Origin of the sequence: Cystobacter fuscus DSM 2262, from assembly GCF_000335475.2 — a bacterium.
Classification (GTDB): Bacteria; Myxococcota; Myxococcia; order Myxococcales; family Myxococcaceae; genus Cystobacter; species Cystobacter fuscus.
On sequence record NZ_ANAH02000009.1, the window covers coordinates 452,246 to 475,057 of the forward strand.

A 22,812-nucleotide genomic window follows, 5' to 3' on the forward strand; every position below is an offset into this window, starting at 1 on the left:
CATGCGTTCCATTCGACTCCTGCTGGCCTCGCTCGCCCTGTCCGGTTGTGTCTCCGCGATGCCGCCGCTCACCGAGTCCGCGCTGCGCACCTCCCAGGCGGGCCTGGGGAGGGGCGAGCCGTTGGAGTTCACCGTCAAGCGCCATCCCGGGGGAGAGCCCTACTCGCTCTCCGAGGACCGGGGGAGCGTGGTGCTCATCGACGTGTGGGCGACCTGGTGCGAGCCCTGCCGCGACGCGCTTCCCCTGTACCAGGAGCTGGCCAGGCACTATGGCGCGCGGGGCCTGAAGGTCTACGCGCTCAACGTGGACGAGGACGTGCGCGCCGTGCCGGCCTTCCTGGAGGAGACGAAGGTGGCGCTGCCCGTGCTACTCGACACGCAGGCGGCGGTGGCGGACAAGGTGCTGCGGGTGCGCGGCCTGCCGACCCTGGTGCTGGTCGATCGCAAGGGGTACGTGCGCTACATGCACGAGGGCTTCGCCGAGGAGTACCTCATGAAGTACCAGAGCGAGATCGAGGAGTTGCTGTCGGAGCAGTGAACCCGGAGTCCCCGTGAGGAGCAGTCCCCATGTCCGATGAGTCGCCGGCCACGTTGCGCCGTATCGCCGAGGAAGGTGCTCGTCTGGCGGGCCGCCTGCTCGCCGAGCGTTTCCACGGTGAGCGCACCATCGAATACAAGGGGGGCATCGATCTGGTCACCGACGCGGACCGCGCGGCGGAGGCGGCGGTGCTCGGCTTCATCCGCCAGCACTATCCCCACCACGCGGTGCTGGCCGAGGAGAGCGGTGCCTCGCAGGGCTCGGGCATCCGGTGGATCGTGGATCCGCTGGATGGCACCACCAACTACGCGCACCAGGTGCCGCACTTCTGCGTGAGCGTGGGGGTGGAGGGGCCGGACGGACTGCTCGCGGGCGCCATCTACGAGCCGATGCTCGAGGAGCTCTTCTCCGCGGCGCGGGGGCAGGGGGCGACGCTCAACGGACGCGCGTTGAAGGTGTCGGGGTGCACGGAGTTCTCGCGCGCCCTGTTGTGCACGGGCTTTCCCTATGACGTGCACCACAAGCCCGAGGGGCCGCTGGGGATGTTGCGGCGCTTCATCGTCCGGGCGCAGGGCATGCGGCGCATGGGCAGCGCCGCGTTGGATCTGGCGTACGTGGCGGCGGGGCGCTTCGACGGCTACTTCGAGTTCGGCCTCAAGCCCTGGGACGAGGCGGCGGGAGCGCTGCTCGTGCAGGAGGCGGGTGGGGTGATGCTGCGCATCGACGGGGCGCCGTACCAGGTGGGCTACGGGGACGTGCTCGCGTGCGCGCCGGGCCTGGCGCCGCAGTTCGTCGCCGAGAGCAAGGGCCTGCTCGCGGACATCGGTTGGAGCCCCCGCGCGTTTCAGCCCTGACGGGCGGACAGCCGGGCATTGGCCTCGCGCACCCGGGCCGACAGGATGCGCGCGATGTTGAGCACGAGGAAGGTGAAGCCGTCGCGGTGCTGCTGCCGGAAGGTGGCCAGGTGCTCGGTGGTGAGCCGCAACAGCTCCGTGTCCGTGCGCGCCCGCACGGTGGCGGAGCGGTCCTCGAGATCGATGAGGCTCATCTCCCCGAAGAAGCCCGGCGCGCCGAGCACCGTGAGGGGCCGGGACACGCCGCCGCCATCCCGCCGCGTCAGCTCCACTTCTCCCCGGGCGATGAGGTAGAGGCTGTCTCCGCGCTCACCCTCCTCGAACACCACGTCCCCGGCGGAGTAGCGCCGGTGCTCGGACAGCTCGGCCAGGCGGGCGAGTTCCGCGCTGGAGAGCATCTCGAACAACGGCGATGACGACACGACGGCCAGCTTCTCCATGTCTCCCGTCCCCCGGGACTCAGGTGGCTGGCCCGGAGTCTACTCCGTGCGCGCGCCTCCGATGGCGAGGACCACCTGGGCCTCGCCCCCGGGTTGGGCGGGAAACACCTAGCCGCCCTTCTTGAGCTCCGTGAGCACCAGCTTGGCCACGGCCTTGAGCGTGTCGAACACGCCCACGCCCGTGGGCGCCACCGCCTGGTACTCGGGGATGTTGCGCGCGTTGAGCGTCTTGTGCATCTCCTCCATCGAGACCGCGTTGGGCAGGTCGCGCTTGTTGTACTGCATGACGGAGGGGATCTTGTTCAGATCGTAGCCCTGCTCGGCCAGGTTGATGCGCAGGTTCTCCAACGATTCCATGTTGGCCTCCATGCGCTCGACCTGGCTGTCGGCCACGAACACCACGCCGTCCACGCCCTTGAGGATGAGCTTGCGGCTGGCGTCGTAGAAGACCTGACCGGGCACCGTGTACAGGTGGAAGCGCGTCTTGAAGCCGCGGATCTCCCCGAGCGACAGCGGCAGGAAGTCGAAGAAGAGCGTGCGGTCCGTCTCCGTGGAGAGCGAGATGAGCTTGCCCTTCGTCTCCGCGGCGGTCTTGTTGTAGATGTACTGCAGGTTCGTCGTCTTCCCGCACAACCCGGGACCGTAGTAGACGATCTTGCAGTTGATTTCGCGAGACGAGTAGTTGATGAAGGACATGGCTTCTCGGATTACTCGCTGAAGAGGTTGTCGATATCGTCGTCGGAAATCTCGGCGAACGGAGAGCCGACACCGGGACCATCGGTCTTCTTCACGAGGCTCTCGAAGATCTTGGTCAGTTCGTCGCTGGCCTTCTTGATGCGCAAGCGCACCAGGCCGAGACTCGTGCGGTTGTCGAAGATGACGACCAGGACCACGCGGCTGCCCACGATGGTCATGTAGAGCGAGTCCTTGGCCCCCTCGTGGAACTGATGGGGGAACTCGTTCTCGCCAATCAGCTTGGCCAGGCCGCCCATCGCCGCCACGTTGCCGGCCGTCAGCGAGGCCAGTGACGTGGTGTCGATGTTCTGGGTCTGCCCCGCGGAAGAGATGAGCTGACCGTTCTTGTCGACGAGGAACACCACCTTCGCGTTCGCGTCCTTGGTCAGCCGGTCGCAAACCGCGTTGATCTTGGTGAACTCCTCTTCGTACATCACCAATTGCGTGCCCATGGGCGTTTACGCTCCTACGCGTCTCGCTCGACCTGTGCTGCGGCGGCCCCTGCCGGTTTCCGGAGTGAATTTCGGAGGTTAGGTGCGGTGCTCCCGACCCGGGGAGCTTTAGCAAAGCCCCTGCCACCCCGCAAGAAGCCGCCACCTTCTGTGCGGAGGGGTCCGCGCGTCGGGCGCCCGTGCGCGTGCAGGGGGGAGGGGAAGGCCGTCATCAGGAGGGGAGCATCATCCATGCGAAGGGGATTTCAAAATTCCGGACGAGTCCACCCATTACCGGGGAAATCATCCGGTATCCACTATACTGCGCCCATCGGGGTCCGCTCGAACTTCGAACGCGTGTCTCCCCCTCCTTCTTGCGCTCGGCGGGGGGGCGGGTTCCAGGCCAGGCGTCCCCCCGTGTGCGAAGGCGAACACGCCCCGCTTGCCCATGACGCCAACCCCTCCCCCCCCGGCGGACCCCACCGCTCCGGGCCCATGGATACGCCAGGTCTTCGGGCCATACGTGCTCCGGCGCAAGCTGGCCGAGGGCGGAATGGCGGAGATCTTCCTCGCCCGGCGCGCGGACGGACAGGACGGGGCGCGTGAGGTCGTCATCAAGCGGATCCGGCAGGCGCTGGTGGGCCAGCCGGACTTCCTGGAGATGTTGCGCCAGGAGGGCCGCCTGGCGACGCAACTGGTCCACTCCCACCTGGTGCGCGTGTACGAGCAGGGGAGCGTGGAGGGCCGCGCCTACCTCTGCATGGAGTGGCTCGCCGGCGAGGACTTCTCCACCCTGGTGCGCCTGGCGAGCCTGCGCCGGGAGTTCATGCCGGTGCCCCTGGTGCTGCGGGTGCTCGCCGACGCGGCGCGCGGGCTGCACTACGCACACGACTTCGTCGACGCCTCGGGCCAGCCGCTGAACATCGTCCACCGCGATGTGTCGCCCTCCAACCTGTACGTGACGTTCGAGGGGCAGGTGAAGGTGCTGGACTTCGGCGTCGCCCAGGCGGGAGGGGCCGCCACGCGCCCGGGAGAGATGAAGGGCAAGGTCATCTACATGGCGCCCGAGCAGGCCCTGGGCGGCGCGGTGGACCGGCGCGCGGATGTCTTCTCGCTGGGCGTGTGCCTCTACGAGGCCCTCACCCATGTGCGGCCCTTCGCCCGGGAGCGCGACGCGGCGGTGCTGGATGCGCTGCGCGAGGGGGACTTCCCGCGGCCGCGCGCCTTGCGGCCCGAGCTGTCCCCGGAGTTGGAGGCGGTGGTGCTCAAGGCGATGGCCCCCGCGCCCGCGCGCCGCCATGGCTCCGCCGCCGAGTTCGCCGACGCGCTCGAGCGGCTGCTGGCGCGGGAGTACCCTCCGGCGACCCCCGCCCAGCTCGCCGCGTACCTGCGCGCGAGCGTGGGCGAGGAGCGCTACCGGGAGAAGACGTTCGTCCCGCCGTTCGACCCGTCCGGCAAGGGGGGCGGCTCCAAGGTGGTGCGCTCTCCGATGGTCACGGGCGCTCCGCGACGGAGGCCCGGGCCGCCGGGCGGGTGGCTGCCGTGGGCCGCCGGGGCGCTGGCGCTGAGCCTGGTGGGCGGGGGGGCCGTGCTCTTCTCGCGCCCGGCCTCCGCCCCGGTGCTTCCCCCCGTCGAGGGGCCGACCTCCGCGGCGCAGGTGACACCGTCCCCGGCACCCGAGGCCCTCCCGGACGCGGGGACGCAACCCCCTTCGCCTCCCCCGGAGCCCGCCGGGAAGGAGACGCCCAGGACACGGCAGGCGGGGCGGGGCTCCTCCCGGCAAGCGTCCGTGCCGGGCAAGGGCAAGGTGCCCGCCTCGTTGGAGGTCGCGGACGTCCAGCGCGTGGTGACGCGCAACCGGGCGAGCTACCTGCCATGCTTCGAGCGGCACAAGGAGGACCTGCGCGCGGACGAGGGCGAGGTGCGGATGCGCTTCACCATCCAGCCCTCGGGCCGGGCGGAGACGAGCACCCAGGGGGCTCTGGCGGAGCGTCCGCTGGGCAAGTGCCTGGAGCAGCGGTTGAACCGGTTGCGCTTTCCCGCGCACCGGGGTGACGCGGTGACGGTGGTGTTGCCGCTGGGCTATCGCGTCACGCGCTAGCCCGTCCGGGACGCTAGAGATCGCGCCGGGCGCTGAGGGCCTTGGCGAGCGTGGCCTGGTCGGCGTACTCGAGGTCCCCTCCCATGGGCAGACCCTGGGCGATGCGGCTCACGCGGATGCCCGCGGGCTTGAGCAGGCGCGTGAGGTAGAGCGCCGTGGCCTCGCCCTCCACGTCCGGATTGGTGGCGAGGATGATTTCCTCCACCCGCCCGTCCCCGAGCCGCTCGAGCAGCTCCTTGATGCGCAGCTGCTCGGGCCCCACGCCGTCCAGCGGCGAGAGCACGCCGTGCAGCACGTGGTAGCGCCCCTTGAACTCGCGCGTGCGCTCCAGGGCCATCAGGTCCGCGAAGGACTCCACCACGCACACCACGCGGTCATCGCGCCGCTGGTCCTGGCAGAAGCCGCACAGGTGCGTGTCGGTGAGGGAGAAGCACCGGCCACACAGGTGCACCTTCTCCTTCACCTCGCGGATGGCCTGCGACAAGTCCATGGCGTATTCGCCCGGGGCGCGCAGGATGTGGAAGGCGAGGCGCTGGGCGGTCTTCTCCCCGATGCCGGGGAGCTTCGCGAGCTGGGCGACCAGGCGGTTGAGAGGATCAGGCGTCATTCGAGCTCACGTAACACCGGGGATCTTCACCCCGCCCGAGATCTTGCCCAACTCCCGCTGCATCTTCTCGCGGCTGCTCGCCAGGGCAGCGTTGACGGCGGCGGTCACCAGGTCCTCCAGCAGGCCCAGGTCGTTCGGGTCCACCAGGGACTTGTCGATCTTGATGCTGCGCACTTCCTGCACGCAGTTGGCCACCACCTTGACCCGGCCGTCGCCGGCCTGCGCCTCGACGGTCTCCTCGGCCAACTCCTTCTTGCGCTGCTCGATCTTCTCCGTGAGCTTGTTGGCCTGACGGATGAAGTAGTTCAGGTCGATGCCGGGCATGTGCTTCCTCTTGGGGCGTGCGAGCGGGCAGGACACGCGCCCGCTCGGGGTGAGTCGGAGCGCGCACCCTAGCGTCCGTCGAGCGCGTTGTCAGGGGCTCTCGTCAGGAGACTCGCTCGTCGGGGCAGCCACCGGACGCACGGGCAGATCGTAGACCTGGATGTGTTCGATCTCCCCGCCGAGCAGCTTGAGGGTGGCCCGCACCGCGGGATGGGCGCGCACCCGGCCCTCGGTGCTCTTCTCGTACGCGGCCCGCTCGGAGGCATCCTGCTCGGCGAGGCTGATGAGTCCCGCGCCCGGGCCCGGGCCATTGGCCGCCTCGGCCTTGTCGCCCTCCGCGCAGTCCTGCACCACGAGCTTCGTGGGGCGGCCGAAGTGCTCGGAGAGCGCCTTCTCGACGATGGCGCGCCCGCTGCCCGAGACCGTGGCCTTGTGGAAGCCATCCTTGGGCGGGTAGGCGATGGCCACCTCTCCCTCGCGGATCCACAAGAGGCGGCCACAGGCGAGCGATTTGGCATGCCGGCCCGAGGCCTCGCGCATGGTGTCCACGGCCGCGCGCCACCGGTCCTGGAGCGGACGCCGGGGATTGTCGCGGCCGGAGATGGCCATGGACGTCGGGGGAGGGGGCGCTCCCCGGTGGGGGGTGGGCTCGATGGACGGGGCCTCCGGAGGCGGGGGCTCGGGTTCGCTCGAGGGGGCGAACTCGCTCTGGGGCGGGGGAGGCTCCTCCGGGAGGCACTCGCCGGACGCGCAGCCGTCGGCCGGGCCTTCCTCGGGAAAGTAGCGCTCGTCGTCGACGGGGGGCGGCTCCGGAGCGGGAAGCGGTGCTCGCGGTGGAGGCCGCACGTTCGTCACGCGCACCACGGGGGGAGCGGGCACGGGGCTCGCCGGAGGCATGTCGCGGGCGATCGCGGCCGGGCGCGGGGGCTCGGCCACGGGAGGGCGGGGGGCGGGTGTGGGCGCGCGCTCAGTGGGCGCGAAAGTTGGCCGGGCTGGAGCGACCTCCGGGCGCTCCAGGGGCTACCTTGTGGCCGTCCTCGGCGCCCAGGCCGGCGGCGAGACGATCCACGCGCGCGAGCAGGTCCGGGATGGAGCCGGCGGGCGAGAGCTGGATGGCCTTGAGCAGTGCCATCTCCAGCGCGAGCCGGGGTTGGGCCGCGCGCGACACCTCCCACACGCACCCGTGCACGATGTCGAAGAGCCGGGAGATCTGCGCCGCGTCCGCGTCCTTGGCGAGCGCGCTGAGCGCGGTGCGCTCGGTCTCGGCGAGCTCCGTGGGGGCCTCGCCCAGCGTCTTGGCCACGAAGAGGTGGCGCAGCTGCAGGGCGAGCTCCTCCGTGAGCCGCTTGAGATCCGTGCCGCGGTTGAAGACCTCCTCCACGCGCTCGAGCACGCGCTTGGCGTCCTTGCGCACCAGGGCCTCGGCGAAGTCCTGCACCACCGTGCGATCGATGGCGCCCAGGGCATCGGCCACGGCCTCGTCGCTGGGGTTGGCGCCACAGGCGGAGAAGATCTGATCCAGGAGGCTGAGCGAGTCGCGCATGCCGCCCTCGGACTGGCGCACCACCATGGAGAGCGCCCGCTCGGAGATGGCGACCTTCTCCTGCTCGCAGATGTACTTGAGCCGATCGAGCATCACCTTGGCGGGGATGCGCCGGAAGTTGTGGCGCTGGCAGCGCGAGAGGATGGTGTCCGGGAGCTTGTGCGCCTCGGTGGTCGCGAAGATGAACTTCACGTGGCCGGGCGGCTCCTCCAGCGTCTTGAGGAGCGCGTTGAACGCCGCCCCCGAGAGCATGTGGACCTCGTCGATGATGTAGATCTTGTGCCGGTCGCGCTGCGGCAGGTACTTGGCGTTCTCGCGGATCTCCCGGACGTTCTCCACGCCGTTGTTCGAGGCGCCGTCGATCTCCGCCACGTCCACCGAGGTGCCCGCGGCGATCTCCCGGCACGCCTGGCAGGTGTCACAGGGGTTGGCGGTGGGCCCCTTCTCGCAGTTGAGGGCCTTGGCGAGCAGACGGGCGGCGGTCGTCTTGCCCACGCCTCGTGGTCCGCAGAACAGATAGGCGTGCGCCACCCGGTCCATCTTGATGGCGTTGGCGACGGTGCGGACCACGTGCTCCTGGCCGGTCATGTCGTCGAAAGTCTGCGGGCGCCATTTACGGGCGAGAACGAGGTAGCTCATGGGGGTAGGTGAATCTAACCATGGCGTCCTCGCCAACGCACGTCTTCCGCGCGTCCCACTCGACTTTCCAAGTCACTTCCCGGAAAAGGGGGAGACCACTCCGGGAGTCGGGCCCTTCACTCGGGGTCGGAGGCGTCGCCCGCCTTGCGCTCGCCCGGGAGGCCAGGGAGAGTCGCGTCCGAGCCTCCCGATGACCGTTCCCGCGCCGCTGCCCCCACTTGCCGCCACCCCTGAACCCGTGTCCGACGTGACCGCCCACCAGGGGGGCGCGCCAGCGTGGGGTCCATGGGTGGGGGCGGGCGTGGCCCTGTTGCCGGCGCTGCTCGCGGTGGCGCAGCTCGGGCGCATCCACCCGGATGAGGTGTACCAGTTGTTGGAGCCGGCCTGGTTCCGGACCCACGGCTATGGCGTGCTGGCATGGGAGTGGCGCGTGGGCCTGCGCAACTGGGCCGCGCCCCTGGTGGCCTCGGGGCTCCTGCGCCTCGCCTCGCTGCTGGGCCTCACGCACCCGGTGGCCTACCGGGCCCTGCTCGCCGTGCCGCAGGTGGCCCTGCACGGGTGGATGTTGTGGGCCGCGTACCGCTTCGCCGAGCGGCGCGTCGGACCTCGAGGCGGACTGCTCGCGATGCTCGCCATGGGCCTCTATGGCCCGGTGCTCGTCTTCGCGGGCCGCACGCTGGGGGAGTCGCTCTCCGCCGCCTTCCTGGTGGTGGCCATGGAGGCGCTGGACCGTCCGGAGCGCTCCGCGCGCGGGGGCCTGGTGGGCGGAGCGGCCCTGGGACTGGCGGTGGTGGTGCGCTATGGCTCGGCGGTGATGGTGCTGATGGCGCTCGCCTGGCTGGTGGGGGCCCGGCGGTGGCGGACCCTCGCCTGGACCTGCCTCGCGGGAGGTGTCGTCGCCGTGGGGTTGGGAGTGCTCGACCAGGTGACGTGGGGCCGGCCCTTCCACTCGTTCCTGGCCTACGTCGACTTCAACGTCCTCTCGGGTCAGGCGGCGCGCCAGTTTGGTGCCTCGCCCCCCTCCTACTACCTGGGGCCCTGGCTGCGCGGCCTGCCCGGGTGGATCTGGCTGGTGGCCCCCCTGGCCTGGGCGGCCTGGCGCCAGCGGCCCTCCCTGTCCCTGCCGGGGCTGTGCGCGGTGGGCTACTTCGCCGCGCTCCTCTTCACCGCCCACAAGGAGGAGCGCTTCCTCTACCCGGGGCTGTTGCTGCTCGTGCTGGCCGCCGCCCCAGTGGCCGCGGGCTTCGTGGTGTCTCGCGGGGCGACGGCCTGGCGAGCGGTGGGGGGCGCGCTGCTCCTGCTCACCGCGGTGGTGCCGGGCGTCTTCCTGCTCTCGGAGGACCTGCGCGGGGACCAGTTCCGGGCCATCGTCTCGGCCACCCGGGACGAGGGCACCCGGGGCCTGCTCATCGTCAACGAGGGGCTGTGGGGCGCCGGGGGCTTCTTCTACATCGGCAAGAACATCCCCTGGATGACGTGCGACTGGCCCCAGGACGCGAACTTCCAGCGGGCCATGCGGGACGCGCGCTTCAACCGCGCCGTCACCTTCGACGGCCGGGCGCTCGCCGAACTCCAGGCGGCGGGCTTCCAGGTGATGGGGCGGGTGGGGCGCGAGACGCTGCTCACGCGGCCCTGAGCGGGCGGCGAAGCGGGCGGCCCCAAAAAAGAAGGAGCCGAACTCCCTGGGCAGGGGGCTCGGCTCCTTCACAAGAACGGCCGGGACACACGCGGAGGTGCGCTACCGTTGCTTCCTTCCGGACCTGGCGGGATTCACGTCCCCACGTTGTCCCGACCACAAGCTCTTCAGCTACTACAACAACAACGGAGAGGGTGGGATTCGAACCCACGATACCCTTTCAGATATACACGCGTTCCAGGCGTGCGCCTTCAACCGCTCGGCCACCTCTCCTTGAGACTGCTGCGGAGAGCGTAGGATTCGAACCTACGATACCGTTCCCGGTATGCCTGATTTCGAGTCAGGTGCCTTCGACCACTCGGCCAGCTCTCCAATATTCACTTGTCGCGTTTCTTCGCGCGCAACCGCTCGAAGAAGTCCTTCAAAACCTGGCGGCACTCGTCCGCCATGATGCCACTCGTGACCTGGAGCCGGTGATTGTGCCGGGGCTCCTCGGCCAGGTTGTAGAGCGAGCCGACAGCGCCCGCCTTGGGATCCGGGGTTCCGAAAACCAGCCGGGTAACCCGAGATTGAACCAGCGCTCCCGCGCACATCGCGCAGGGTTCCAACGTCACGTACAGGGTGACACCGGATAGCCGCCAGGCGTTCAAGGCCTTGGCCGCCGCGTCCATCGCGAAGATTTCCGCGTGCGCCAGGGGGTTGCGGTCGATCTCGCGCCGGTTGAAGCCCGTACCGATGACCTTGCCATCGTGGACCGCGACCGCGCCGACAGGAACCTCCCCGAGTCCAGCGGCTTCCCGCGCGAGCGCGAGCGCCTGCTGCATGAAAGCTTCGTCCAGACTCATGAGGGGGGAAGAGGACCGAGGAAAGGTGGCGCTCCCTGGAGGATTCGAACCTCCGGCCTTCGGATTCGTAGTCCGACGCTCTATCCAGCTGAGCTAAGGGAGCTTGCCGTTTCCTTCGTACCGCTTCCTACAACCACTGCCGACCTACCACAACAACTTTTTTCCGCCTGCTTCTACAACCTTTTGATGAGTGGCGGAGAGAGAGGGATTCGAACCCTCGATACCCTTTCGAGTATGCAGGTTTAGCAAACCTGTGCCTTCAGCCTCTCGGCCATCTCTCCAGTGTGCCAGACCTGTCAAAGAACCACAGACAACAAAACGGAGGAGGTAGGATTCGAACCTACGGGAAGCTTTCGCCACCTGCGGTTTTCAAGACCGCTGCCTTCAGCCGCTCGGCCACTCCTCCACTTCGTGGAGCCGCGCGACCCACCGAACTGCGTGGGTCGCCCTTCTACAACATCCGACGCCCATTGCAACAACGTCTTTTCACAAGGGCCGCAGTTCCTTGAGACCGCCCATGTACGGCACCAGCACCTCGGGGATGACGACGCTGCCGTCCTCGCGCTGATAGTTCTCCAGGATGGCGATGCTCGTGCGCCCCACGGCCAGGCCACTTCCATTGAGCGTGTGGACGAGCTGGGGCTTGTCCCCCTTCTGGGCGCGGAAGCGGATCTTCGCCCGGCGCGCCTGGAAGTCGCCGCAGTCCGAGCAGGAGGAGATCTCCCGATACGCTCCCTGGCCGGGCAGCCAGACCTCGATGTCGTACGTCTTCTGGGCGGAGAAGCCCATGTCGCCGGTGCACAGCAGCATCACCCGGTGGTGCAGGCCCAGGCGCCGCAGGATGTCGCACGCGTCGTCCGTCATCTTCTCCAGCTCCTCGAGGCTCGTCTGCGGCGAGGCGAACTTCACCATCTCCACCTTGTGGAACTGGTGCTGGCGGATGAGGCCCCGGGTGTCGCGGCCCGCCGCGCCCGCCTCGGCGCGGAAGCACGGACTGAAGGCGCAGTAGCGCACGGGCAGCGACTCGCCCTCGAGGATTTCATCCGCGTGGTAGTTGGTGACGGGCACTTCCGCGGTGGGAATCAGGAAGCGCTCGGGCTCGCCCGCCGTCTTGAAGGCGTCGTCCTCGAACTTGGGCAGCTGGCCGGTGCCCATCATCGTCTCGCGCAGCACGAGGTAGGGCGGGAGGATCTCCACGTAGCCCTTCTGGGTGTGCACGTCGATCATGAAGGAGACGAGCGCGCGCTCCAGCCGCGCGAGCGCCCCCTTGTAGAAGGTGAAGCGCGAGCCGGACACCTTCGCGGCGCGCTCGAAGTCCAGCATCCCGAGCTTCTCGCCCAGCTCGAAGTGCTGCTTGGGCGTGAAGGGCAGCTGGGGCTTGTCCCCCCAGATGCGCACCTGCACGTTCTGCTCGGCGCTCGCTCCCTCGGGCACGGACTCGTGCGGGATGTTGGGGATGAGCAGCAGGATGCGGCTGAGCTCCTCCTCCACCTCCTTGAGCCGCGCCTCCTTCTCCTTGATGTTCTGCGACACGGCGCGCATCTCGCCGCGCAGGGACTCCAGCGCGGCCGGATCCTCCTTGGCCTTGCGCTTCATCTCCTCGTTGGCGGCGTTGCGGCGCGCGGAGAGCGACTCCATGGCCACGTAGAGCTCGCGCCGCTCCGACACGAGACTCTTGAAGGGGCCGAGGTCCAGGCTGCCGCCCCGGGATTGCAGCCGGGCGACCACCGCATCGAAGTTCTGCGCGACGTTCTTGAGATCCAGCATGGCGGCGGTTTGTAGTCACCCCACGCCCACCGGGCAAGGCATGAAGCGCCCAGGCGCCCGGAATAGGACGCCCGGGGGGCTCCGGGACTACTCGAGGAAGGTGATCTCGTCCTCGATCTCCTTGCGATCCTGCGCGTCGGGCTTGCGCGAGAGGTACTCGCGGAAGGATCTGACGGCGTCCTTCTTCTTGCCCTTCTCCTTGTAGGCGTAGCCCAGGTGGTACCAGCTGTCGGCGTTGTCCGGCGTGGCCGTGACGGCCTTGGTGTACCAGTCGATGGCCTTGCCGTACTGGTTCTGCTCGCCCCAGGCGCGGCCCAGCTTGTAGTAGAGGCCGGTGAGGCCCGGGTCCGTCTTGAGGGCCTGCTCGTAGGAGCGGACGGCGTCACGCCAGTGCATGGCGGTGAAGTGCGCGTCTCCCATGGAGGCCAGGGTCTGGCTGCTCTTGGGGTTCACCTTGAGCGCCGCCTGGAAGGCCTTGAGGGCGTCGTCCACCTCGCTGCGATCCAGATGGGCATGGCCCAGGGCCTCGTAGGCGTCGAGCCGCTTGGGATCCAGCTCGACGGTCTTCCTCCACGCCTCGATGGCTTCTCCGGGCTGCTTGGCGTCGCGGTAGAGCAAGCCGAGGGCGAAGTGGTAGTCGGCCCGCTTGGACGCGCGCTCCACGGCGGTCTTCATGTTCTCGATGGCCTGGCCGAACTCGCCGCGCTGGGCCTTCACCTGCGCGAGGTAGAAGTTCGCCTCGGCGTTGGAGGGCTCGAACTTGAGCGCCTGCGTCAGGTTGGCCTCGGCCTCCTTGAAGCCCGCGTTGGCCTCGTCCTCCTTCTGGGCCCGCCGGGCGGCGACGCCCTTCTCGAAGTTGACGGCGCCCAGGTTGATGGCGAGGCCCACGTCGCGCGGGTCCTGCTTCTTGGCCTGCTCCAGCTCGGCGATGGCCTCGTCCAGCTTGCCCTGGCGCCACAGCACCATGCCGCGCTGCAGCCGTCCGCCGGGCAGCGCGTGGGGCTGCAACTCCATCGCCTTGTCGATCTCCTGCTGGGCCTTGTCCAGATCGTCGGCGAGCATCGCCATGCGCGACAGCCCCAGGTGGGCCTCGGCCGACTGGGCGTCGAATCCCACGGCGCGCTCGAACTCCTCCAGGGCCCGCGCGTTGTCCCCCTCGGCGAGCGCCAGCTCGCCCAGACCCACGTGCACCACGGCGGTCTCGGGCGCCTTGCCGGCGGCCTCCGTGAAGTCCGCCTTGGCCTGCTCCGCGTGGCGCAGGCGCAGGTGGAGCCGGCCGCGCGCCACCTGGGCCTCGACGAACTGGGCGTTGGCCTTGAGGGCGCGCGTGTAGTGCTCCTCGGCGGAGCTGTTGCCGCCTTCGGCCTCGGCGATGCGGCCCAGGAGGTACTCGAGGTGGGCGTTGTCCGGGAAGCGCTGGAGCGCCTCGGTCACCTGCGTCTTCGCCTCCTCCATCTTGCCGAGCGTCACCAGGAGCGAGGCGTAGCCATCCACCGCCTCGATGTTCTCCGACTCACCCTTGGCCGCCGTCTCGAAGAAGGGCAGGGCCTCCTCGAACTTGCGCTGGGCCTGGAGTACGTAGCCCAGGTAGCGCTTGCCCAGGCGGGACTCGGGATCCTTCTCCACGGCGATGCGCAGCTCCTGCTCGGCCTCCGGAATCTTGGCGAGCTGGAAGAGGGCGATGCCCTTGAGGGTGCGGGCGCGCGACAGCTCCGAGGCGCCCATGCCCGCTCCGAGCTTCTCGTCGAGCGCGCGCTCGGCGGCCTCCAACCCCTTCTGGGGCGCCTGCTTGCGCAGCAGCAGCTCCACCGAGGCCAGCTCCACCGCGGAGATGATGTGCGAGGGGTCCGCCTTGAGCGCGGCCTCGTAGGCCTTGACCGCCTCGTCCGCCTTGGCTTCCTCCTGGTAGAGGTTGCCCAGGGCATGCTGGGCCTTGGCCAGCTCGGGCTGCCGCTCCACGACCTGCTGGAGCGTCGCGATGGCGTCCTCGTTGCGCTTCTTGGCCGCCTGGGCCTCGGCGAGCAGGAGCGCCACCTCCACGTCGCCCTTGTTGGCGTTGCCCAGGTGCGCGAGCGCCGCGTCCGGATCGCGCTGGCTCAGCGCCGCGCCCGCCCGGTACTTGAGGTACTCGGGGTGCATCTCCCCCATCAGCTCCAGGTTGCCCTGCTCCTCCTCGGACTGGCAGCGCGACAGCTCACCGCTGTTGGCGGCCGAGTAGCGGCGCTGCAGGTAGAAGATGGACTGGCACCAGAGCGCGCGGACCTCGGGGTACTCCTTGTCCGCGAGCACCCGGGCGGTGGCCTCGCGCGCCTGCGTGTAGCCCTGGAGCGAGTCCTGCAGCAGTGCCTTGCGCGCGGCCTCCACGTCCGCGTAGCCCTCGGCCCCGGGCTTGATCTGCGCGGGGAAGAACTTCTTCATGCCGAAGACGCCATAGCGCGTGGCGCCGAAGCTCAGCCCCGTGAGGACGACCACCGCTCCGGCCGCGACGGAGATGACCAGCGGCAGCTTCTTCTTCAGCTTGCCGAGGATGATCTCCGCGCGCGAGGTGCTGTCCACCACGGAGACCTGGGCCATGCGGCCGCCATAGAGCTGATTGATGCGCTCCATGTTGGCGGCGCTGTTGGCGCTCGTGGTGGCAGCGGCCTTGGCGCCGGACTCGGTGGCGGGCGCCGCGGCGGCAGCGGCCGCGGCTGGAGGCGCCGCCGGGCCCTCCATCAGCTTCGCGATGGCCGTGGCGAACAGCGGCACCGTCCCGATGGGTGACCAGCCCTCTCCATCCGCGGAGACCTCCTCGTTGCCGAGCAGCTGGCCATCCTCGAGCATCTTGACGATCACGCCCTCCTCGAACGGGCCGAAGACCTTGCCCGAGCGGCGGCGCACCTGGAAGCGCTTGCCCTGGGGGCGGGCCTTGTTGGCGCTGCCCTTGGCCGCGTCGTCGATGAAGCTGAGCATCTCCAGGCCATCGGCCGCGCCCGTGGTGGGCGGCGGCGGCAGCGGCGCGGAGAGGTCCACCTCGAGATCATCCCCGCCCGCCGGGGGCGGCGCGGAGGGATCGAACTCGAGCGCGTCCGGGATGGACGCGGGCGCCATCGGAGGCTCCGAGAAGTCGAGGCCCACGTCCATCGAGGCGGGCCCGGACGCCATGGGCGCGGAGTAGTCCATGGCGGCCGCGGGAGGCGGCAGGGCGAAAGGGTCCTCCTCCTCGATGACGGCGGCGGCGTAGGGCTCTTCGGCCGGAGGGGGCGGCAGGGCGAAGGGATCCTCCTCGACCGGACCGGCGGCGTACGGGTCCGCGGCCGGAGGGGGCGGCAGGGCGAAGGGATCCTCCTCGACCGGACCGGCGGCGTACGGGTCCGCGGCCGGAGGGGGCGGCAGGGCGAACGCGTCGTCGGCGCCCGCGGAGGCGAACCCGTCATCGGCCGCGGGGGGCGGCGGCAGGGCGAACGCATCCGCTCCGGGCGCGCTCCCGGAGTACGCGCCGAACCCGTCATCGGCGGCGTACGGATCCGCCGCGGGAGGCGGCAGGGCGACGGCATCCTGGGCGTCCTGGGCGTAGGGATCCTGGGCGTACGCGTACGGCTCCCCGGAGGACGCCGGAGGCGGCAGGGCGACGGCATCCTGGGCGTAGGGATCCTGGGCGTAGCCATAGTCGGACGCCCCGGGCAGGGGCACGGCGTCTCCCGCGGCGTGGCCATAGGCCGAGGACTCGCCGCCGGGCAGCGGGACGGCGCCTCCCGGGGCGTATGCCGAGGAAGGCTCGGACATGCTGACGTCGAAGTCGCCCGTGGTGGGGGCCGGCAGCGGGACGGCGGCGGGCGCGGGGGACTGGTTGTCCCGGTAGGCGGCGGAGGGCAGCGGCATGGCCACTACGCGCGTGGTCTCCGGGTAGTCCTGCCGGGCGTAGTCGTTGGGGGCCGAGAACGCGCGCGACTGGGGCGGCGTGGGGGCCGGCAACGGGACGGCCGCGGGGGCGCTGGGTCCGGGCAGCGGGATGGCGGCGGGAGTGGGCGGACGCGGCTCCTCGGCCTTGATGGGGAAGGTGTTCTGGCACCGCGCGCACTTGAGCTTGGCGCCACCCGGTGGGATCCGCTTGTCATCGATGTTGTAATTCGTCTGGCAAGACGGGCACGAGACTTTCATGGGTTTCCTTCAGCGGGGGCCCTCGGGGACCTGAGCAGCCGGACTCACGCAGCGCCAGCAGGTTACCAGAGGCGTTTTCCAGGCGGCAAAGAACGCGACGTCGGGCGGGCGGCGGAGGGGCAGGCGGGCAGAGGACCCCTTGATGTGGTGCGAGAGGGTGCTAGACCCCTGTTTTCCATGCAACCCATCGTCATCCTGGGCGCGGGCCTCGCGGGGCTCTCGGCCGCGCACTTCCTGCAACATCCCTGGATCCTCGTCGAGAAGTCCGAGCGTGTCGGTGGGCTCATCAAGACCGAGGTGCTCGATGGGTGTCTCTTCGATGCCACCGGTCACTGGCTGCACCTGAGGGATCCGGAGATCAAGCAACTGGTGAACACCCGCTGGATGCCGGATCAGCTCGTGTCCATCCAGCGCAAGGCGGGCATCTTCTCGCGCGGGGTGTTCACCCGCTTTCCCTACCAGGTGAACACCCACGGTCTGCCGCCCGAGGTGGTGGCGGAGAACCTCGTGGGTTACGTGGAGGCCATCTACGGGGAGAAGGGCCGGGAGCTGCGCGAGCGCGAGCCGCGCGACTTCGCCGAGTTCATCCTGCGCTACATGGGGGAGGGGTTCGCCCGGAACTTCATGTTCCCCTACAACAAGAAGCTGTGGACGGTGGACCCCTCGGAGATGTCCGCCGCCTGGGTGGGGCGCTTCGTTCCCCGGCCCACCCTCAAGGAAGTCGTGGACGGGGCGCTGGGCGTGGGCAGTGACGCGCTCGGCTACAACGCCTCCTTCCTCTACCCGCGCGAGGGCGGCATCGAGAGCCTCGCCCGCGCCATGCTCGCCCACCTGAGCGGTGGCGAGGTGCGCGTCGGCATCGAGCCCACCGCCATCGACTGGAAGGCCCGGGTCGTCACCCTGTCGGACGGGCGCACGCTCGGCTACTCGCGGCTCATCTCCTCCATCTCCCTGCCCGGGCTCGTGCGGCTGCTCGACAAGGGAGGGGCGCGCGTGCCCGAGGAGGTGCTGGCCGCCGCGGGGCGGCTGCGCGCCACCACGGTCACCTACGTGTGCGTGGCCGCTCGGGGGAAGAACCGCCAGCCCTGGCATTGGATCTACCTGCCCGAGCCCGAGTTCCACGCGTACCGCATCGGCTCGCCCTCGGCGGTGTACGCGCCCCTGGCCCCCGCGGACACCGCCACCTTCTCCGTGGAGTACAGCCACCACGGCGAGCTGTCCCTGGAGCGCGCCGAGGCGCTCGCGGTGGAGGATCTGGTGCGCTCGCGGATGGTGCACTCGGCGGACGAGCTGCTCTTCACCCGCGCCCGGGAAATCCCCCACGCCTACGTCATCTACGACGAGGCCTATGGGCCGGCCAAGGCGGAGATCCTCCGCTTCCTGGAGCATGCGGACATCCTCCCCGCCGGGCGCTACGGCCAGTGGGAGTACTCCTCCATGGAGGACGCCATCCTCGCGGGAAGGTCCTGCGCCCGACGGCTCAATGATCGAGGCTCAAGGGTTGACGGTGGTTGACGGTCGACGGACCCCCGGGGGCGTGCTACGTCGCTCGGCCGGTCATGGCCCCGTACCTCTCCATCGTCATCCCCGTCTACAACGAGGCATCCATCGTCGCCTCCGCCGCGGCGGAGCTCATGCAGGGTCTGGATGCGCGCGGTTGGGACTACGAAATCATCTTCGCGGAGAATGGCTCGCGCGATGCCACGCCGCGCATCCTCCAGGACATGTGCGAGGAGAACCCGCGGCTGCGCTGGTTCCACTCGGAGCGGCCCAACTATGGCGTGGCGCTCAAGGCGGGCATCCAGCAGGCGCGCGGCACCTACGTCTTCTGCGACGAGATCGACCTGTGCGACCTGAGCTTCTATGACGCCGCCCTGCCCCTGCTGGAGAAGGGGGGCGTGGACATGGTGGTGGGCTCCAAGGCCGCCAAGGGCGCGAGCGATGAGCGGCCCCTGGTGCGCCGGCTCGCCACGCGGGTGCACAACGGACTGTTGCGCGTGGTGCTCGACTTCCAGGGCACGGACACCCATGGCCTGAAGGCCTTCCGGCGCGAGGCGCTCCTGCCCGTGGTGGCGCAGTGCGTGGTGGACATGGACGTGTTCGCCAGCGAGTTCGTCATCCGCGCCTGGCGACAGGGGCTGCGCGTGGTGGAGATCCCCATCAAACTGCACGAGAAGCGCCAGCCCTCCATCCACCTCTTCAAGCGCGTGCCCAACGTGCTCAAGAACGTGGGCAAGCTCGTCTACGTCATCCGCATCCGCGGCACCTGACGCCCTCGTCGTCCCCGAAGTCCCCAGGAGGCACGCACAATGGCGCCGCGGCTCGCATCCATCTCCGTCGATCTGGACTCCCTGCCGCACTACTGCCGCATCCACGGACTGCCCGAGTCGCTGCTGGACGCGCGCGCCCGGAGGCTCGTCTACACCACGGCGGTGCCCCGGTTGCTCGAGCTGCTCGCCCAGGTGGGTGTGCCCGGAACGCTCTTCGCCATTGGCGAGGACGTGGCGGGGGACGCGCTGGCCGCCGGGGTGTTGCGCGAGGCGCGCGCGGCGGGCATGGAGGTGGCCAGTCACAGCTACTCGCATGACTACGCGCTCACGCGCCGCTCGCCCGACGCCATCCGCGAGGACCTGCGGCGCGCGGACGAGGTGCTCGAGGCGGTCACGGGTGTGCGGCCGGAGGGCTTTCGTGCCCCGGGCTACACGCTCAACGCGGCCCTGTACGCGGCGATGGTGGAGCGGGGCTACCGCTATGGCTCCTCGGCGTTTCCCGCCACCCCGTACTACGCGGCGAAGGCGGCGGTGATGGGGGCGCTGGCGGTGCTGCGGCGCCCCTCCCGCGCCGTGCTGGACTCGCCCCGGGTGTTGCTCGCTCCGCGCACGCCCTACTGGCCGGATCCGGCGCGGCCCTACACGCGAGGCGCGGGCGCGGTGCTGGAGTTGCCGATGACGGTGGTGCCCGGCGTGCGCCTTCCCTTCATCGGCACCTTCGTCACCACGCTGCCCCTGCTGGCCGTCGAGGCCGCCTGGCGGGCCTGTCACGAGGACGTCTTCTTCAACCTGGAGCTGCACGCGGTGGACGTGCTGGACGCGGACGATGGCATTCCGCCCGAGCTCGTGCGCCAGCAGCCGGATCTGCGCGTGCCCGCCTCGCGCAAGCTGGAGCGGCTGCGCACGATCTTCCAGTGGCTCCGGGCCGACCGCGATGTGGTGACGCTGCGCGACGCGGCCATCCAGCTCGCTCCCACCGTGTAGCCGCGCCGGACGTCCTCAGGGCACGGGCCTGGCCACCGGGTTCCCCGGGGCCTTGTTCCCGGGGGCGCCCTCGCGTGCCCGCTCCAGCAGCGCGCGCAGCTCGGCGCGGCGCGGCTCGGGGGACAGCGTCAGGGCGCGTTCGAGCAACGGGAGGGCCTCGGTGCCGCGCTTCATGCGCACCAGCAGCTCGCCCAGGTGGGTGAGCGAGGCCGCGATCGCGGGGTGTCCGGGCCGCAGCGCCTTCTGCCGGATGGCCAGCGCGCGCTCGTAGTGCGCCCGGGCCTGGGCATGGCGGCCCATGTCCGCGAGCACCTGGCCCAGCTCGTCGAGGGCCTGGGCCACGTCCGGGTGGTCGGCGCCCAGGGTCTTCTCGCGCAGGGCGATCGCGTGCTCGAGGTGGGTGCTTGCCTCGGGGTAGCGCTGGAGTTTGCGGAGGACCCCCCCCAGGTTGGTCAGGGGCGTGGCCAGGTCGGGATGCTGGGGGCCCAGCAGCTTGCGCCGGAGGGCGAGCGCGCTCTCCTGTATCGCGAGCGCCTCGGAGTAGCGCCCGAGTTCGGTGAGCGCCACACCGAGGTTGGTGAGGGAAGAGGCGACGTCGGGGTGCTCGAGCCCCAGGGACTTCTTGCGGATGGCCAGGGCGTGCTCGTACATGTCCCGGGCCTCCTCGTGGCGGCCGAGTTCCGCGAGCACCGTGCCGAGATTGTTGTAGGACTGCGCGACGAGCGGGTGGTCCTTGCCCTGGGTCTTGCGGCGCAGTTGCAATGCGCGGTCGTACGAGTCGCGCGCCTCCTCGAGCTGGCCGAGCTCCGTGAGCACGATGCCGAGGTTGTTGTACGAGGCGGCCACCAGCGGGTGCTCGGGGCCCAGCGCCTTCTGGCGCAGGGCGAGCGCGCGCTCGTGCTTCTGCCGGGCTTCCTCGTAGCGGCCCATGCGCTGGTACGTGACGGCCTGGGTGTTGAGCGCATCCGCGCGCGTCTCGTCGTCATCCGCGCACTCCACGGCGGACTCCAGCGCCAGCATCAGGCCCATCGCCTCCGGGTAGCGTCCCTGCCTCCAGCCCACCTGCTTCACGAGCATGGTCCACGCCTGGGCCACCAGCTTGAGATCCTTGCTCTTCGCGGCGAGGGGAATGGCCTGGCGCGCCAGGGCCTCGGCGTCCGCGTACTTGCCGACGGTCTCCTTCAGCCTGGCGACCTGGTGATAGGCCTGCGCCTGGAGGTGCGGGTAGTCCACCTGCTCCACCTCCCGCAGCCACTCGGCTCCGGATTCCATCGCCTTGGCATACAGACCCGCCAGCCGCAGCGTCTCCAGCCGCTCCATCTGTGTCTGCAACGCCTCCACCCGGGCGCGCAGCGCGGGATCCTCGGGAGGAGGCACCGTCGCCGACAGCGCCTTGATGTCCGCGCAGGGCTCCAGGGGAGACAGCGACTGCGCCGCGGTCGTGGCCTGGGCCAGTTGCTCCGCGTTCAGGTCGTGCGCCAGCACCTCCGTCGTCAGGACGCGCAACTGTCCGAGCCTGCGCTCCAGACACTCCGCCCCGCGTGCCACCCAGACGGGCGGGGGCTGCTCGGTTGCCAGTGTGGCCATGCACACCTCGCCGCGCTGCTTCACCCACCGGGCCGTGTAGCCATCGAGCAGCTCCGCCACCCGCGTGAAGTTCTCCTCGGCATAGGACAGCCGGGTGTTCAGGAAGGCGCGCCGCACCTGCTTGCGCACGCTGCTGTCCCAGACGCCGTTGAGCTGACGCTCCATGCGGGCGCACCGGGGCCGCCGCTCCGAGTTCATGACCACGCCGCCGACGATCAGCGCCGACAGGGTCGACATCAGGGCGGCCACGGCCAACACGCGCCTGCGCAGCCGGCGCCGCACCTCGGGGTCATCCTCCAGGGCCGTGACGAGGGCCCGCATGGACTCGGGGCGCTGCGCGGGGTCGGCCCGCAGGCCCTGCATCAAGGGGCGCTCCACCCACGCCGGCACCGGCGAGTTCATGGGCGGTGGCCGTGCGCGGCCCTCGCGCTGGTTCTGGATGGACTCGGCCTGGGTGGCGCCCGCGAAGGGGTGCTGTCCGTGGAGCGCCTCGTAGAGGGCCACGCAGAAGGCGAACACGTCACTCCGGGCATCGGCCGCCTCGCCGCGAAGCAACTCGGGCGCCATGTAGCGGGGCGTGCCCAGCAGCGTGCCCTGCATCGTGAGGGGGCTGTCCAGGGCGCCCGGAGGCAGCGAGAGATCCCGGATCGTCTCGGCCGAGGAGGAGGTGGTCTCGGCGCGCGCCAGGCCGAAGTCCGTCACCCGGGCCCGCTCGTCCCGGCCCACCAGGACGTTCTCGGGTTTGAAGTCGCGGTGGACGAGCCCCGCCTCGTGCGCGGCCGCCAGTCCGTGTCCAGCGCCCAGGTACACCGTGAGGATGTCGCGCCAGGAGCGCGGGGCCTGCTCGCACCAGTGCCGCAGCGTCTGCCCCTCCACGCGCTCCATGGCGATGAAGATGGCGCCATCCTCGATGGTTCCGACGTCGTAGACGGCCACCACGTTGGGGTGGGAGAGGCGGGCCATGGCCTGGGCCTCGCGCACCATGCGGGCCTCGAGGTCCTCCTGGGGGTGGATGGCGTCCGTCCCGCGGCGCAGCAGCTTGAGGGCCACGCACCGGTCCAACCGCGCGTCGTACGCGGACACCACCACGCCCATGCTCCCGCGGCCGAGCACCTGGAGCACGGTGTAGCGGTTGGCGAGAATCTGTCCGGCCACCATGGGCAGGGGCTCCATGGGGGGCGAGGCGGGAGGCGGGGCCGTCCGGGGATTCAGGTCGATGACGTCCCGGATGACGGTCCGCACGAGGGTGGCGTCTTCTTCGCACGCGCCCGTGCCCGAATCACCGCCCCCCCGCGGTGGAGCCTCGTCCCTCATGTGCCTGCCTCCCTTCGGCTCCGCGCCGTGATGGGCAGGCACTCATATCCTGGATGG

General features: G+C 70.1%; 18 protein-coding genes, 5 tRNA genes and 1 other RNA gene. 7 read left to right on the top strand and 17 right to left on the bottom strand.

Going from position 1 to position 22,812, the window contains the following annotated elements:
- Nucleotide 1: 1 nt before the first annotated feature.
- Both D187_RS18110 and D187_RS18115 read left to right on the top strand, forming a co-directional pair.
- Entirely contained in the window at nucleotides 2–538 is a 537-nt protein-coding gene (locus D187_RS18110) for a TlpA family protein disulfide reductase (RefSeq protein WP_002626746.1), read from the top strand.
- Between the two features lie 29 nt (nucleotides 539–567).
- On the top strand, nucleotides 568–1,392 hold the full coding sequence (locus tag D187_RS18115) for an inositol monophosphatase family protein (RefSeq protein ID WP_002626748.1): 825 nt from the start codon (nucleotides 568–570) through the stop codon (nucleotides 1,390–1,392).
- On the opposite strand, the gene D187_RS18120 is transcribed toward D187_RS18115, so the two are convergent.
- The 3 genes from D187_RS18120 to mglB all read right to left on the bottom strand — a co-directional run bounded on the left by D187_RS18120 (nucleotide 1,383) and on the right by mglB (nucleotide 3,019).
- Nucleotides 1,383–1,832 (bottom strand): cyclic nucleotide-binding domain-containing protein, encoded by a 450-nt coding sequence (locus D187_RS18120; protein ID WP_002626750.1) that lies wholly within the window; start codon nucleotides 1,830–1,832, stop codon nucleotides 1,383–1,385. The genes D187_RS18115 and D187_RS18120 overlap by 10 nt on opposite strands.
- Before the next feature lie 108 nt (nucleotides 1,833–1,940).
- Nucleotides 1,941–2,528 (bottom strand): gliding-motility regulator Ras-like GTPase MglA, encoded by a 588-nt coding sequence (mglA, locus tag D187_RS18125; RefSeq protein WP_002626752.1) that lies wholly within the window; start codon nucleotides 2,526–2,528, stop codon nucleotides 1,941–1,943.
- Between the two features lie 11 nt (nucleotides 2,529–2,539).
- Nucleotides 2,540–3,019 (bottom strand): gliding-motility regulator GTPase-activating protein MglB, encoded by a 480-nt coding sequence (mglB, locus tag D187_RS18130; protein WP_002626753.1) that lies wholly within the window; start codon nucleotides 3,017–3,019, stop codon nucleotides 2,540–2,542.
- Between the two features lie 502 nt (nucleotides 3,020–3,521).
- Between mglB and D187_RS18135 the strand changes: the two genes are divergently transcribed.
- Complete coding sequence (locus tag D187_RS18135; protein WP_002626755.1) at nucleotides 3,522–5,099, top strand: protein kinase domain-containing protein; 1,578 nt, start codon at nucleotides 3,522–3,524, stop codon at nucleotides 5,097–5,099.
- A 13-nt stretch (nucleotides 5,100–5,112) separates the two neighbouring features.
- Here the strand turns inward: D187_RS18135 and recR are convergent, their stop codons facing one another.
- From recR to dnaX, 4 genes are all read right to left on the bottom strand, one after another.
- Nucleotides 5,113–5,706, bottom strand: coding sequence for a recombination mediator RecR (gene recR / locus D187_RS18140; protein ID WP_002626758.1), 594 nt, complete (start codon nucleotides 5,704–5,706; stop codon nucleotides 5,113–5,115).
- Nucleotides 5,707–5,712: 6 nt separating this feature from the next.
- Nucleotides 5,713–6,030 carry a YbaB/EbfC family nucleoid-associated protein gene (locus D187_RS18145; RefSeq protein ID WP_002626759.1) on the bottom strand — a complete coding sequence of 106 codons (318 nt, stop codon included), beginning with the start codon at nucleotides 6,028–6,030 and terminating at the stop codon, nucleotides 5,713–5,715.
- 90 nt (nucleotides 6,031–6,120) lie between these two features.
- Complete coding sequence (locus tag D187_RS18150; RefSeq protein ID WP_002626762.1) at nucleotides 6,121–6,927, bottom strand: hypothetical protein; 807 nt, start codon at nucleotides 6,925–6,927, stop codon at nucleotides 6,121–6,123.
- 70 nt (nucleotides 6,928–6,997) lie between these two features.
- Nucleotides 6,998–8,212, bottom strand: a complete 1,215-nt coding sequence (dnaX, locus tag D187_RS18155; RefSeq protein WP_043430304.1) for a DNA polymerase III subunit gamma/tau — start codon at nucleotides 8,210–8,212, stop codon at nucleotides 6,998–7,000.
- A 190-nt stretch (nucleotides 8,213–8,402) separates the two neighbouring features.
- On the opposite strand from dnaX, the gene D187_RS18160 reads away from it, so the two are divergent.
- Nucleotides 8,403–9,848, top strand: a complete 1,446-nt coding sequence (locus D187_RS18160; protein ID WP_043430306.1) for a glycosyltransferase family protein — start codon at nucleotides 8,403–8,405, stop codon at nucleotides 9,846–9,848.
- Nucleotides 9,849–9,918: 70 nt separating this feature from the next.
- On the opposite strand, the gene ffs is transcribed toward D187_RS18160, so the two are convergent.
- From ffs to D187_RS18200, 9 genes are all read right to left on the bottom strand, one after another.
- An RNA gene (ffs, locus tag D187_RS51650) (signal recognition particle sRNA small type) lies at nucleotides 9,919–10,011 on the bottom strand.
- 23 nt (nucleotides 10,012–10,034) lie between these two features.
- Nucleotides 10,035–10,121, bottom strand: a tRNA-Ser gene (locus D187_RS18165).
- A 12-nt stretch (nucleotides 10,122–10,133) separates the two neighbouring features.
- Nucleotides 10,134–10,220 (bottom strand) — tRNA-Ser (locus tag D187_RS18170).
- A gap of 5 nt (nucleotides 10,221–10,225) precedes the next feature.
- Nucleotides 10,226–10,693: a tRNA adenosine(34) deaminase TadA gene (gene tadA, locus D187_RS18175; RefSeq protein WP_043430308.1), complete on the bottom strand. Its 468-nt coding sequence runs from the start codon at nucleotides 10,691–10,693 to the stop codon at nucleotides 10,226–10,228.
- A 26-nt stretch (nucleotides 10,694–10,719) separates the two neighbouring features.
- Nucleotides 10,720–10,796: transfer RNA gene (locus tag D187_RS18180), tRNA-Arg, on the bottom strand.
- An 88-nt stretch (nucleotides 10,797–10,884) separates the two neighbouring features.
- A tRNA-Ser gene (locus D187_RS18185) sits at nucleotides 10,885–10,974 on the bottom strand.
- Between the two features lie 38 nt (nucleotides 10,975–11,012).
- A tRNA-Ser gene (locus D187_RS18190) sits at nucleotides 11,013–11,099 on the bottom strand.
- A gap of 80 nt (nucleotides 11,100–11,179) precedes the next feature.
- On the bottom strand, nucleotides 11,180–12,460 hold the full coding sequence (gene serS / locus D187_RS18195; protein WP_002626772.1) for a serine--tRNA ligase: 1,281 nt from the start codon (nucleotides 12,458–12,460) through the stop codon (nucleotides 11,180–11,182).
- An 87-nt stretch (nucleotides 12,461–12,547) separates the two neighbouring features.
- On the bottom strand, nucleotides 12,548–16,600 hold the full coding sequence (locus D187_RS18200) for a tetratricopeptide repeat protein (protein WP_020918113.1): 4,053 nt from the start codon (nucleotides 16,598–16,600) through the stop codon (nucleotides 12,548–12,550).
- Between the two features lie 177 nt (nucleotides 16,601–16,777).
- Between D187_RS18200 and D187_RS18205 the strand changes: the two genes are divergently transcribed.
- Genes D187_RS18205 through D187_RS18215 form a run of 3 tightly spaced genes read left to right on the top strand, consistent with a single transcriptional unit; the run spans nucleotide 16,778 to nucleotide 19,854 of the window.
- Entirely contained in the window at nucleotides 16,778–18,115 is a 1,338-nt protein-coding gene (locus tag D187_RS18205) for a protoporphyrinogen/coproporphyrinogen oxidase (protein ID WP_020918114.1), read from the top strand.
- A 44-nt stretch (nucleotides 18,116–18,159) separates the two neighbouring features.
- The gene (locus D187_RS18210; RefSeq protein WP_002626778.1) at nucleotides 18,160–18,870 is read left to right on the top strand and encodes a glycosyltransferase family 2 protein; all 711 of its coding nucleotides are present in this window, start codon (nucleotides 18,160–18,162) and stop codon (nucleotides 18,868–18,870) included.
- A gap of 39 nt (nucleotides 18,871–18,909) precedes the next feature.
- Nucleotides 18,910–19,854: a polysaccharide deacetylase family protein gene (locus tag D187_RS18215; protein WP_002626780.1), complete on the top strand. Its 945-nt coding sequence runs from the start codon at nucleotides 18,910–18,912 to the stop codon at nucleotides 19,852–19,854.
- A gap of 15 nt (nucleotides 19,855–19,869) precedes the next feature.
- Here the strand turns inward: D187_RS18215 and D187_RS18220 are convergent, their stop codons facing one another.
- The gene (locus D187_RS18220) at nucleotides 19,870–22,755 is read right to left on the bottom strand and encodes a serine/threonine-protein kinase (RefSeq protein ID WP_051256405.1); all 2,886 of its coding nucleotides are present in this window, start codon (nucleotides 22,753–22,755) and stop codon (nucleotides 19,870–19,872) included.
- Nucleotides 22,756–22,812: the final 57 nt, after the last annotated feature.